The sequence below is a fragment of the Spirosoma pomorum genome (assembly GCF_054776615.1).
In genome coordinates this window covers 1-12,227 of record NZ_BAAHBP010000017.1, presented here as the reverse complement: position 1 = coordinate 12,227, position 12,227 = coordinate 1, and the positions used below count along the sequence as shown (strand labels likewise).

General features: G+C 45.3%; 14 protein-coding genes. 3 read left to right on the top strand and 11 right to left on the bottom strand.

Annotation, left to right across the window (positions count from 1 at the left end; translation table 11 throughout):
• Nucleotides 1-277: 277 nt before the first annotated feature.
• From ACYVAD_RS11175 to ACYVAD_RS11140, 8 genes are all read right to left on the bottom strand, one after another.
• Complete coding sequence (locus ACYVAD_RS11175; RefSeq protein ID WP_461139575.1) at nucleotides 278-1,381, bottom strand: replication protein RepA; 1,104 nt, start codon at nucleotides 1,379-1,381, stop codon at nucleotides 278-280.
• Nucleotides 1,382-1,436: 55 nt separating this feature from the next.
• Nucleotides 1,437-1,757, bottom strand: a complete 321-nt coding sequence (locus ACYVAD_RS11170) for a hypothetical protein (protein WP_461139574.1) — start codon at nucleotides 1,755-1,757, stop codon at nucleotides 1,437-1,439.
• Nucleotides 1,758-1,820: 63 nt separating this feature from the next.
• On the bottom strand, nucleotides 1,821-2,480 hold the full coding sequence (locus ACYVAD_RS11165) for an AAA family ATPase (protein ID WP_461139573.1): 660 nt from the start codon (nucleotides 2,478-2,480) through the stop codon (nucleotides 1,821-1,823).
• A 78-nt stretch (nucleotides 2,481-2,558) separates the two neighbouring features.
• A complete protein-coding gene (locus ACYVAD_RS11160; protein ID WP_461139572.1) occupies nucleotides 2,559-3,227 on the bottom strand; it encodes a recombinase family protein in 669 nt (222 codons plus the stop codon).
• 519 nt (nucleotides 3,228-3,746) lie between these two features.
• Nucleotides 3,747-4,712: a hypothetical protein gene (locus ACYVAD_RS11155; protein WP_461139571.1), complete on the bottom strand. Its 966-nt coding sequence runs from the start codon at nucleotides 4,710-4,712 to the stop codon at nucleotides 3,747-3,749.
• Nucleotides 4,713-5,000: 288 nt separating this feature from the next.
• Complete coding sequence (locus tag ACYVAD_RS11150; RefSeq protein ID WP_461139570.1) at nucleotides 5,001-6,200, bottom strand: relaxase/mobilization nuclease domain-containing protein; 1,200 nt, start codon at nucleotides 6,198-6,200, stop codon at nucleotides 5,001-5,003.
• Entirely contained in the window at nucleotides 6,190-6,549 is a 360-nt protein-coding gene (locus tag ACYVAD_RS11145) for a plasmid mobilization protein (protein WP_461139569.1), read from the bottom strand. Before ACYVAD_RS11145 ends, ACYVAD_RS11150 begins: the two co-directional genes overlap by 11 nt.
• Before the next feature lie 307 nt (nucleotides 6,550-6,856).
• A complete protein-coding gene (locus tag ACYVAD_RS11140; RefSeq protein WP_461139568.1) occupies nucleotides 6,857-7,516 on the bottom strand; it encodes a hypothetical protein in 660 nt (219 codons plus the stop codon).
• A 131-nt stretch (nucleotides 7,517-7,647) separates the two neighbouring features.
• On the opposite strand from ACYVAD_RS11140, the gene ACYVAD_RS11135 reads away from it, so the two are divergent.
• From ACYVAD_RS11135 to ACYVAD_RS11125, 3 genes are all read left to right on the top strand, one after another.
• A complete protein-coding gene (locus tag ACYVAD_RS11135) occupies nucleotides 7,648-7,848 on the top strand; it encodes a hypothetical protein (RefSeq protein ID WP_461139567.1) in 201 nt (66 codons plus the stop codon).
• Nucleotides 7,849-8,021: 173 nt separating this feature from the next.
• Nucleotides 8,022-8,396 (top strand): hypothetical protein, encoded by a 375-nt coding sequence (locus ACYVAD_RS11130; RefSeq protein ID WP_461139566.1) that lies wholly within the window; start codon nucleotides 8,022-8,024, stop codon nucleotides 8,394-8,396.
• Nucleotides 8,393-9,676 (top strand): type IV secretory system conjugative DNA transfer family protein, encoded by a 1,284-nt coding sequence (locus ACYVAD_RS11125; protein ID WP_461139565.1) that lies wholly within the window; start codon nucleotides 8,393-8,395, stop codon nucleotides 9,674-9,676. The genes ACYVAD_RS11130 and ACYVAD_RS11125 overlap by 4 nt, the downstream gene beginning before the upstream one ends.
• 56 nt (nucleotides 9,677-9,732) lie before the next feature.
• Here ACYVAD_RS11125 and ACYVAD_RS11120 read toward each other — a convergent pair whose 3' ends face one another.
• The 3 genes from ACYVAD_RS11120 to ACYVAD_RS11110 all read right to left on the bottom strand — a co-directional run bounded on the left by ACYVAD_RS11120 (nucleotide 9,733) and on the right by ACYVAD_RS11110 (nucleotide 11,957).
• Nucleotides 9,733-9,990 (bottom strand): hypothetical protein, encoded by a 258-nt coding sequence (locus ACYVAD_RS11120; protein WP_461139564.1) that lies wholly within the window; start codon nucleotides 9,988-9,990, stop codon nucleotides 9,733-9,735.
• 273 nt (nucleotides 9,991-10,263) lie between these two features.
• A complete protein-coding gene (locus tag ACYVAD_RS11115; RefSeq protein ID WP_461139563.1) occupies nucleotides 10,264-10,797 on the bottom strand; it encodes a hypothetical protein in 534 nt (177 codons plus the stop codon).
• A 14-nt stretch (nucleotides 10,798-10,811) separates the two neighbouring features.
• On the bottom strand, nucleotides 10,812-11,957 hold the full coding sequence (locus tag ACYVAD_RS11110; protein ID WP_461139562.1) for a hypothetical protein: 1,146 nt from the start codon (nucleotides 11,955-11,957) through the stop codon (nucleotides 10,812-10,814).
• Between the last annotated feature and the right edge of the window lie 270 nt (nucleotides 11,958-12,227).

The following is a 12,227-nucleotide window of genomic DNA, read 5'->3' as shown; positions in this document are numbered from 1 at the left end:
TCTGAGAATATCCCTTCACTTTGTCCACTTTCGGGCGAAAACAGCTAATTGTTTTTTTTTAATTGTATTATTAATTGTTTCGCCTGCAAATCGCTCGTGATTATTGGCCTTTTTTCCTGCAAATCGCTCGTGCTGGTTCCTGCAAATCGCTCGTGGATAACTTCGCATAATAATCACTTATCTACAATTGTGGGTAATTTTATGTCCCACCAATCGCACGTGATATTTTAATTGATAATCAGCTGCTTATAAGAAAACTCCTGCAAATCGCTCGTGATTATTCGTTCGTTGGTGGCTTCTTTTTAACGTCTTTGTATCGGGCGTTTTTCTTGCCATCCCATTTATCAGTACCTGCTCTTTTGATCTCGTCAAACTTACGTGCTGACATTTCGGTAGGGTCTCTTTTCATGAACAGATCAGAAAAGGGCTCAATCGGACGTTTAGTTGTTTCTGGTTCAGTCTCTGGTATATGGGGCAAGACAAAGGTTGTTCGTGGTGCGATCGGCGGCTTGCTGTTGTAAAGGATGAACCCTTTGTTAGTGATTTCCTCAAGTTTTGCTTCTTGATAAACAGCTTGGACAAGTTTCAGCGTCCGACGAAAAACAGCTTTGAAATTGTCCATGCGGCTGTACGACTGCCCAAATTGATCTTTGATTGCTTTCCATGAAATCTGCACCGGCTTTTCTGGCCGGATATGGTGCAGCCGGTGAGCCAAAAAGGCGTAAATATCGAGACCTAAAGCATTGCCCGATAGGTAATTTAGGGCGCGCTTGTCAACCGGAACGCCATGCGCCATGACATCATTGAAATAGTCATCGCTAAAGCGCAAATAATTGCCCCACAAATGGCGCTGGTTTGCGTCTTTGTTCCACCATATATCAATACCACGGATCAGCTTTAAGCTGTCATGTTGGCTGTGGTTTTTCTCGATGGTGTAGGTCGCGCTGATAAGCGATGTTGATAGGCGTGCAAGCTGGTTTTTGACTTCATTGATCGTGCGGCCGTCTGTCGTCAGTCCTAAGTGGTCGCCAATGAAGTTTGTTAGGCTATTGCCTAGCGTGACTTCTGGTGACTTTTGTTTCAACATGACCGTGTTGAGCAATGACAGTATCAGGCGCGGCTTCGGCCCATATGGTAAACCAACCCTTTCCGGCTCGTCAGTTTCAGGGTTCAGAACACGGGTAGCCTCAATGCTCAGTTTGAAATTACCGTGTGATTGTTTCCAAAAATCCACCTCGTTGCCGGGGTTAGAGTGCGGAAAGAACACATGACACAACGGCGCGGAAATGAAAGCCACATCGTCGCCGGTTGGGTCATTGGTTGCCATGTCATAAACAGATTTTATCAGTCGCAAATGAGGGTTCTCCGGCGGCTTCTTCATTTTATCAGCTCCTTACGCCCTGAAAATGATTTTATATTTAGTATGATTTATCATACTAAATTCCATACTTCTTCTTTTCTCTTTCGATCTTTTCCTGTGCGGCTTCGACCAACCAAGCATGTAGGGAAATAGGCGTTTTGCGTTTACTGCGTGCGTCCTTTGGTCGACAGTCACGTAATGCCGCAATCATTGCAACTTCTGGCGTTGTCAGACTGACGTTAACGATCTTTACAGTTGGCTCTGTATCGGCTTCGGGTTTGACGGGCACGCCCCCACCCCGATTGATAACCTCTTTTATTTTGCGCTCGGTCTTTGCGTCGGCTTGTGGTTGTGCCTGATCGTCCTGCTTGCGTTTTGGTGGTGCTGTTACTGGCATATCTATACCTTATTTAGTGTTGAAAATAGAATGACATTTAGTATTAATTATCATTCTACTTAATTAGTGATTTTCAGATTGCAAAATACTATTAAACAGTGTTTTAATTTCACTCACGGCTTTTTCATCAGATGGTGACAATTCCAAGACACTGAGCCCCTTCCCGGCAGCATGTGAGAACGCTTTGCGGTTGCCGATTGGACAATCTAGATATTTCAAGATTTGAGCCTGTGCGATATATTCGGCGGCTTCTTCATTATCCGCCCCTCTTGGATCAGCCCTGTTGAGAAACGCAAAAGCGGTTAAAGGGGTGGGCTTTGCTGGCAGGATTTCGCTGATAAGCTTTTCGACCTTTGGCACCGTCCAGACATCAAAGCTGCGGGGGTTAAACGGCAACAGATAATAATCTGTCACGTATAAAGCGGCACGCTGGCTGCTGGTATCGCGCCCTCCCACATCAATGATGACGTGCTCGTATTTTTTCTTGAGCTGTAGCACTTGGGAGCGAACAGCCTCACCAGACAACTTGACGGCTGTATAACCGATATTGTCGCTCCCTTTGGTATCTTCTCGCCATGCTGTAAAGTCAGATGCTGTTTCCTGATCGTCAGCATCGACTAGCAATACATCACCATTGTTCAGTTGAGAGAGAAAAACCGCTAGATTGGTTGATATAGTGGTTTTTCCGCTTCCGCCCTTGATACCACCTACGGTAAAAATCATTATGTTTCCTATAGAAAAAGAAGGGTGAGCAATTACATTAAAAATAGTATTATTTTTAATGTGTCGTCAAGGTAGTAATTATATCCTTTTCAACAAGTTGAAAACGCTTGTTTGGCACCATTCCTTTTTGCCACGGAACGGCTTAACCTTGCGCCGGTTCAATTCATCTTTGATCGCTCGAACAGTCTTGATACCGGTTGATCTGATTTCCTGAATGATCGGGCGCATATCGTCTGCAAACTGCACGGCTGCGGCTGCGTTCTTCGGACCTAACACCTCGCGCCCGTGCTGGCCTAGGATCGTGCCGCGTTTTTTAGCCTCCTTTAGTGCAACTTTAGTCCGGGCGCTGATCTGCTCCCGTTCATGCTCGGCAAACGCGGCCAGCATATGAACCATCAGTTTATTGGCGTGGGGATTGTCAACAGCTCTAAATTCAACCTTGCTGTCCATCAGGCTTGATATAAATGACACTCTGCGGCTCAACCTGTCCAGTTTGGCAATGATCAGCGTGGCTTTCTTTCGCTTGCAAAGGTCGATTGCTTCGACCAATTGGGGCCGGTGGTCTTTTTTACCGCTCTCTGTCTCGGTAAATTCACCAATGATCGTATAGTGTTCACGGCTAGCAAACTGCTGCACGGCGTTCGCCTGGGCGTCTAAGCCCAAGCCGGACACGCCTTGCCGGTCAGTCGAAACCCGGTAATAGGCAACGGCATTTTTTATGGGTGAGGGGAGGGGGGTAGCGTTCATTGTTCGAATATAGACGGTCGTTTATATTAGAACAAATGATTAATATTCAGTTCTTTTGTTTGCTCTAGGACAAAGCAGGCGTAGATAAACTTGTACCGCTCGTCCGCAGTACGTATCATTTACACAACCAACGTGAAGCCTACATACTTTGTACAGCAAAAAATAAGATGAAAAAGGCTTGAAAAAGTATAATCACGCTTGATGTGACTTTATTAAGCCTATATTTTGATAGGAGAAGTATTGATGCTATGGATAAAACAAGTAAAACAACATTTATACTCATAACAGAATCGGTAAAGAAAAAAGATCTAAATTCTTTAATTCTCTCTGTGTAACTTTCATATTTATTAAAAGCATACAACCAAGTTACTATGTAGTATAAATTAAATAATAGCGAAGCTATTACGACATAACGCAATATGTTTGTCATACAGTTTTGATATTTGATTTATTACAATTACAAAGCAAGATAGGAATTATAGCTATAATTCCTATCTTGCTTTGTAATAACACTGTTATTTAGTGTGGTACTGGTGGATGCTCCGGCTTGCATAGGGGACCGCAGTACCAATGATCACATTTTAAACACATAATATCGTGTGCAAGACAGTTCGTGTGAGAAAACCAACAACATCCCTCGTAATTACTACAACATCCCAAACTTGATCCACATAATCCTGTAGCACACTCTTCGCATTTCACTCGAGCGTTTTTCGAGTTCAATATAGAGACGTATGATTTATAGACCTTATTATTGAAATCAGATTTGTCTCTGAGGTATACTTTATCAATAGAAATTTCTTCTTTTCCTTGGTTTGCAACTAATAAATTGTATAAAGATTTCCCCTGTTCATCCAACTTGATCCCCGCTTCATCTATATAACTGATAATCTTCTTGGGATTTATCAAGTAATCCTCTTGGCACCAAAAGTAAGTTTTACCTACGAAGTAACCTTCATATGGAGTACATCCACAATCCGTTTTTTCTTTTTTACTTCTATTAATTGTATTTAAGATGGCATTGTGAAAAAACAAAGATTCAATCAATTGGGATGAATTATCAATTGTTTCGTTATTAGTTATTGATTTCCCGAAAGTTTCAAATATTCTAACTAAATCTTCTGTATTTAGCGCAATTTTATTAGCAATTATATTCTTAGACTCTTTTATTATCTTTTCTTGTTGTATCAATTTGTATCCACGCTCACTTACATCCACAGAAAAGTTAGATTCGATAAGACTTTCAGTCCGATTCATCTTATCATATATCTTCAACTTCGATTCAGTCACCGAATTGTTGGTTTTTGCATTAAATACAAGTATTATATTGTCAGACTTGTAATTAGCACTAAACTCATTTGATTTGTTAACCAAGACGTTTAATTGTTTTTCTGGAATGTCCTGCTCGTAAATTTCACTACGCATACAAGCATAAGCAACCATTAAAAGAACTGGAATCATCAATAATAGCCTGAATTTTTTCATAAATTTAATGTTAAATAATTGAGGAAAATTTAGAAACACTACTGCGTCATTGTAACTTTTTCTTGCAATACGATGTAATTAAAAGTCTTTTTGATACCATATACAATTCTTTTTAACCACGTATTTACTAAATGGTCAATTATTTTAACTTCCATTTAATAATTCAAAAAAATATATATTTAATGTTAATATTATAATAAGATCATTGAATGAGTGAGTAAGCCTAATCAGACAGCCCATCTTGATCTAAATCAGAGTGGTAACTCTACGCGACATTTGGTCAGCCTACTAGTACTCTAATCTGTTACGGCTTCTGTCTTGTTCGCGCTGTTTCTGACGCTCTAAAAACTCCTGAAATCTTTGATAGGCTTCGGGTGTCATTTCCTGTCCGGTGACGGGGTTATAATATTTCTGGGTGGTTTGTTCTGCCGCCTGCTGCTGGGCCTCCTGCACCTTCTTTTTGCGCTCTTGTTCTTGCTGATCGGCCTGTCGTTGTCGGTAAGCTTCCAGCATGGCTGTAGCGGCATCCTGTGAGGCCGTGATTTTCGAGCTTAGTTCAGCGGGGACTATCTCGCTGTCTGGCTCGCGGTTTGTGACCTCCTGCGGCAATATTTCGGCCTGTTGCTGCACCCGTTCTTTGTAATGGGTCATCATGGCTTCGGCCCGGTCCTGACTGTCGGACAAATCCCTCGTATCTTCGATGGGTTCTGGCATCTGCTCGATGCGCTCGGCTAATCTGTCTCGGTTAGCCTTTGACAGTTGCAGGGCGTCGGCTTCGGTCCACAGATCGGCCCGGATGGGTTGCAGCCGCTCACGCACCGTCTTTGTTTTAATGCCGTCAAGCTGGCGGGTGAGGTCAAGGCTTTGGCCGTCGGGAGTTACCACACGAAACGGACGGCGGGCATTGCCTTGAGCGACGTAATAACCGGCATCCTCTGCGGCCTGCACAAAATCGGCTCCCTCCGGGTGTTGCTGCCACAGGTCGGTTAATCGCTCCTTGTGGGTCGGTTCCCGTTCGGCCTTTTGAGGGGTGCGGGTATGGCCCAGCTCCTGCTCGATCAAGGCGCGAGCCTGATCGTGCTTCTTGTAGTTGTGGCTGTCACTGCGGAACCGCCCGGCGTCCTCGTCGTAGCGTTGCCAGACGACATGACCATGCACCCGCCCGTTTTTCTCATGCAGGACGATGGCCCGTTTTTGTCCCTTCAGGCCGAGGCTTTGCTCCAATATGTCGGCGGCTCTTAGCCAGTCCTCCGGGGTCATGGGTCCATCTTCACCGATGGCGGGGTTGACCTGGGCGTGATACAGCCCAAGTTCGCCCCGCTTGCTTAACTCGCTGGTCAGTGACATTTCCAGCAGCGACCGGCGCAGATCGTCGGGTCGGGCCGTGCCGCGAATGTCCAGTACGTCCGCCCGGTCGTTCTCCTTGTTCTGTAGCAGATAGGCGGCAAGCTGCTTGCCGTTGCTGCGGCTGCGCCCCTTAATCACCATCGCCGGACAGTTCCAAAAGGACGAGATCGGCAAGCAGGGTGATGGCTTTAAAGGATGCCTCGGCATCCTCCGGCTTAACAAAGTGGTGGGCCTGCCGGTCCTTCACCAATTTGTTAAGATCGGCGCGAATGTTACCAAGCTGGCCCAGCCATTTAATGAGCGCCTGCCGCTCGGGCGTGGTGGTCTGCCGGCGGGGCTTGGCTCGGACGACCAGACCGCGCACATAGTCGCTGACGCTCTGGCCGGCTGCGTCTGCGGCAAATTCAAGCCGCTGGCGCTCGGCCTCGGTCAGACGAAAGCCGCCCCGGTAGGTCAGTTGATCGGTGGCGGGTTTAGAAGGTCGAGCCATGTTGTGTTTCAGTTTGAGCCGCCGGAAAGGGTGTAGGGTGCAGGGAAGGGCGTAGCCCTAAATCCCTGCCAAGACGGTTTGTTCGACCTAAAATCCCGACGCTAGGAGGGGTTTTTGTCGAACAAACCATGTCTTGCGGCACTTAACGTGCATACCCTGCGCGGCCTCCACAAAATAACAAATTGCTTATTCATAACACAAGCTCAAATCTGGCATTTTGCGCTAGTAGGGCGTCTCCCGTTGACGGCCAGCACGAGCAAAATTCAGATTTGGGCGGCCTTATCAGTGAGAAAAAAAAGAAAAGCGCCTATTTAGTTTTTGGCTCGTCAGAGCTTAAACCCAATTCTTTCCAGCGTCTTTGTAACCCTTGCACGGTGCCCATATGCCACTTGCCGCCCGGTTTGAAAGTCTTGACGCTGTTTTCGTTTAGTAGATCAACTGTTCCTCTTAAGGTTGTTACTCCGGCATTATCCTGCATTTCTTTAATTACAGAGAACATCTTGGTAGCATATTCGTCAGCTTGTTTAATCCGGCCTTCGCTCATTTTCGACACAGTCTTGGTCCGTTGTCTTGCTAATAAGGCCGTAAATGCATCAGACAAATCTGTTGCATAGTCAGGGTCATTAGGTAACTCAAAACGGAAACTAGGATCAAGTAATCGCTCGCCAATATTTACGCCATCAATCTGTTCGCCATTAGCGACAGCTCGCATTACTTCCTTTGCAGTTGCAGAAAACGAGTGTCGCTTATACAAAACAGGGACCTCTACAAAGTCTTGATCTTCAGGAGTAGGCTGGTAAATAATCGGATTAGAGATTGCGCTTCGCGGACTAGTCAACAGATTGTCGATCTGTTTTGTAACCTTCCTTTTACGGGGCTTAGAAGCGTCTTTATCTTCAGGACTGATGATAGCAGCAGGGAAATTTATGTCAACCTTTTTAATGGTTGGTTTCTTTGAGTTGGGCATGCAGTTGAACTAATCAGAAAATAAAATTAAGAAATTACTTGCATATCACAAAGTTTGCTTATTATTGCATATCACAAACTTTGTGATATGCAATAATAACACTTCATCAACAACTAAAACCTGTATCAATTATGAGCGCACCGAATGAAGATGCACAAAAAGCCCTAGACGCGGGGGGGTGGCGTCATGATCCAAATGACCGGGACGGTGTATATTGGAGATCTACCGACGACGGTCGTCACGAGAAAGTCGTTGTCGATGACAAGTATTCGCAATGTTATGGCGCCAGCTCGACCGATTGGAACGACACGTCTAAGACCGGCACCATATAGGGTGCGACTAACAGTCCATAGCACGCAAAAGGCCGGTTGTTCTCAATCGGCCTTTCTTTTACTGACCTTATTGACAATGACCACTCATGATCTCGTACATAATGCCCGTTGTCTCAGTAGCTTATCTAAGTTGGTTTCTCTATAGTACTTACAAGCGCGAAATTCCTCGATGGATGCATGCCTTTTTTGATCATCAGCGAAAAATCAAACCGCATCTCGACGAGCGTGGGCAAGAAATTAGCGCGGTGGGACTATTACAGAACAGCCTTTTGTTAGTGGCAGTTGTCAGTTACGTCTACCTTGTCCAATGTCTGGACATAGGCTTCAACACAGAAACAGGAACAATCAACCCTGTTTTGTTTTTCGTTCATCTCGCTGCACTCATCGCAATCGGTTGGTTTGGGGGCCGTAATCTAGCCCGGCATTGGGGCTACTATCAGCAATACAAAAACCAGACAGATGCAAAGGAAAAATTGAAAACGGCCTACGGGGTCAAGGAATGGGCAACGGGTGATGATATCAGAAACCGGCTATCCTCAAAAAAATGAGCAGCGACACTCTAATTGGTATTCATATCGGTGAGGGGATTCACTGGAATGAAAAGGGACATATGCTTTGTGTTGGGGGGTCTGGCCAAGGAAAGGGCGTAAATCTGGTTTTACCAGCTTTGCTATCGGAAGGGCTGACTGCCGCTGGTGTCTCAGTAGTTTGTCTTGATCCCAAGGGCGAAAACGCGGCCGTTTCAGCAGCTAATTTGATAGCCAGGGGGTACGACGTGTATGTTTTAAATCCGTTCGGGATTAAAGAAATCAACAACTTTGGTAACAGTTTTTGGAACCCCTTTAACCTCATTGATCCCAAGAGCGATAACGCCAGCAAGCTTTATGACGTGTTGGCGATGAGCATTCACAACCGCAAAGGACAGGGGAATAACTCGTTTTTTGACAACCGTTGTCGGCAGTATATCAGTCTGTACTTAAGCTACGCACATTTTATCGGGCAAGCGAGTTTTGACACGGTCTACCGATGGACGACGTTTAGCGGGGATCGTCGAACTGAATTACTGTATAGCATGGCCACCGCGATAAATTTTGACGGTTCAGATACAGCACAGGCCGTTTTAGATCGTTTGGTTGGTGAAGCCGCTAAGACCGAAGAAAATATCTATGGCACGATTGAAGAAGCCATGAACATCTTCAAAGACAAAGCTTTGCGCCGGTCTCTGTCTATTTCCGATTTTGATATGCGCGAAATTGCTAAAAGGCCGACGGCAATTTTTGTCTGTATTCCGTTTGAGGAGTTGGGATATTATTCAGCTTGGGTGCGCATGTTCTTCAACTTTTTGCTTCGCACGCTAACCCGTCATTATGATGTTAATCGCAAAGTTTTAGTCCTATTGGATGAATTTGCACAACTATCATATATGGATGAGATTGTACAATCTTCAACGGTTTTGCGGGGTTACAATGTCACGCTGTGGCCGATTGTTCAAAGTCTCGGCCAGCTCAAAGACATTTACAACGACAAATGGGAAGTCTTTATTAATACGGCTGTGGTCAAGCATTGGTTAAGCTCAGGAGCTGACAATACAACGGCGGATTACGTCTCTCATCGCATGCCCCAAGCCATCAAGTTTATTGGCAATAACGCGGATGGATCGCCGAAAGAGATACTAACTAAATTGTTAGACCCTAATCAGGTTATGAGTTTTGATAGTATGATCTGTGAAATTTCAGGGCTAGAAAAGCCTATTTGGTTTAGAAAAATACCGTATTGGAATAATCCATTTTGTAGAGAAAATGCTTCCCCCAATCCCTTTTATAACTGATGCAGTTGATCAACGAAAAAGTCTCCTGACAAGGGAGACTTTTTGCTTATGATAGATTACCAATCTAGAGGTTTGTAGGAGATACCTCGCTTTGTAAGCTCGGCTTCAATAACCTTCGCGAGTTGTTTATAGTCATTCCATTGACGCTCATTTTCATTCACTCCTTTTAAACCGTCATGCATCTGTTTAACCTGACTATCATTGCTCGTTTCCATGACCGATTTACCATAATCTTGGGGTGGTATATCCGCGATAAGACTTCTTACTAAATCAAGGCCTAGGCTTGTCGGGATGTTTGGCTGTTTGTCTTCCATATCTATACGTTAAGTGTTTTGTTACAAAACACTTTTCTAATAGCTATCGTTCATCGTTTTACACCACTCATTAATCGAACTCCCTACTGTTGACACTCTTCCTCTGAACGTTGATCGTACAAAGCAACCTCCTGCGTACAATTGCCGTTTTAGATTACCATAAGAGTGTTAATATTTCAATGTCATCTAATCTAACTCAACTTTAGGCAAGTCCTGTCATTATAAAATATTTTCTGAGCCGCATAAATCTGCTTCTATCTCTAACATTTTGATTTAAGCAGGCCATTCTTGTTTAGAAAGTTTCTTTCTGGCTACGTAGGTGGGCCTGTTAACTAAATTAAGCATTATTGCAATAGCTGATGTGTTCGATTGTCCCGGAGCATCTACGACCACATCATCATACGATTTAGCACTATACGTAAGTGCATTACACAACTTTTTCACTTTCGGATCCTCAAATGTCACTTTGAAATTGTGCGCAAACAAGTTTCTAATTGCTTTCAATGTTAAAATCTCTTTTTTTTCGGCTTCAGAAATCAAACCAAGAGCATAGGACAATTTAATTCGAGATGAAAAAGTACCAATTGGCGCAGCAAATCCATTGAGTAATTCATTTGTTTCTATTGATTTAATAAGAAAAGCCTCAATTGTTTTTTTTAAAAGCTCATCAATATAGCTGCATCCAAGAAGAATTTTACCTCTTGGAGTTTCTTCGTTTAACTTATCTAGAAGTGGCAGAAATTCTGCTAAATGTGGCATTCGATCCATTAGATCTTTGTTTGTAGAAATCCCTTTTGGCTTGTTCACTTTAATGATATTTTCTATGTGAAACTCGGATTGTTTGACGGGCCGCGCTGTGCGTCATTCGTGCGTCGGGCCTCGGTGCCTGCCGATGTATCATAAGCTTTTTGACCTGGCTGCATACAACCGGCAAGTTGCGCCCTGAATGCGTTCCGCTGCTGGTCCGGGGCGCTTGTCCAGAACTGGTTTAAGTCGTTGAAACCCTCATAGTGGGTTTCCATCGTGCCGATGTGTCGCTGCCCTGAAACAGCGTCACAGATAACACCCGTGACCCGCTGGCCCTCGTCGTCGTTCTGCTGCCAGATGCGCCAATGAGTGACCGCTTGCCACTCCGGACGGGTCAGGATCGCGTCGGCCGCTCGGGCGGCCAGTCGGCCTGTATTGAGAATGATTGTTGGGTTCGCTGGCTCTGTCTGGCCGGTCATTTCCCAATACGTCAGGGCATCAAATCGGCCCTCGAAAACGTCGCCGGTTGTGGCCGTGGGCTGGCCTCGATAGGTGGTAATATCTTTGGGTCCAAGCGACGTTTTAAAATCGCTGTTCGGGCTGGGCGCTCTCACTTCAAAGCCTCCGGCATCATTCTGACCGCCGATGCCGTAACGGTTGCCCCGCAACGGATCGTCAAAAGCTGCTTGATGATCCTTGTATGTGATAACCTGTAAATGGCGGCTGGCGATCGGTAAAGAGATCCCGCGATTTTGCGTAATGTAGCCTAAATTGCTGGGGTGCGTTTTGGCCGTGACCGGTGTCGCTTTGACGAACGTAAACCGCTCCCCTTCTACAAGGGGTCGCTGTACCGGTTTTTCCGGGCGCTGACGGGGCTTAACGGCTGTGGGCGCTAGGGATGCCCCAGAAAACCGTTCAAGCCATTGTATAGCCTCCATAAACGGCATAGCGTTAATGTCGCCTTTGCCAAAGATGCGCCGGGTCAGTTCGATCACGTCGCCCTCGGCCCCGTTCATGCCGTAATCAATGAATTTTTGCAGATGAACATTGATTTTAAGGCTGGGGTCAGTGTCCTCACGGTAGGGTGCATGGTACATGTATTCGCCTTTGGCCGCGTTGCTATGCACCGGCTGCGCTCCGGTGCTCTCGATCACGGCTTTAATATCGGCCCCGCTCTTGGCCTTATTGATCCGTTCCCGGAATTGAGCCTGTGATGCCATTTTCAAAAAATTTTGCCGCTGCGCGGCATCTCCGTGAGAAAAATAAAAACGGGTGGGTGGTCCCATCCCCTGCCCTCATTCTAACGCGTATTTCATTCGGCTTCATTAACTACTTTTATAGTTGCCGAAATTTTCAGCCCTTCTTTTTTTTCTCACGGTAAGCCCTGCGCAGCAGTCGAAAAATTTTGTGTGAGCGTAGCGAACTCCGCTTCTGAGAATATCCCTTCACTTTGTCCACTTTCGGGCGAAAACAGCTAATTGTTTTTTTTT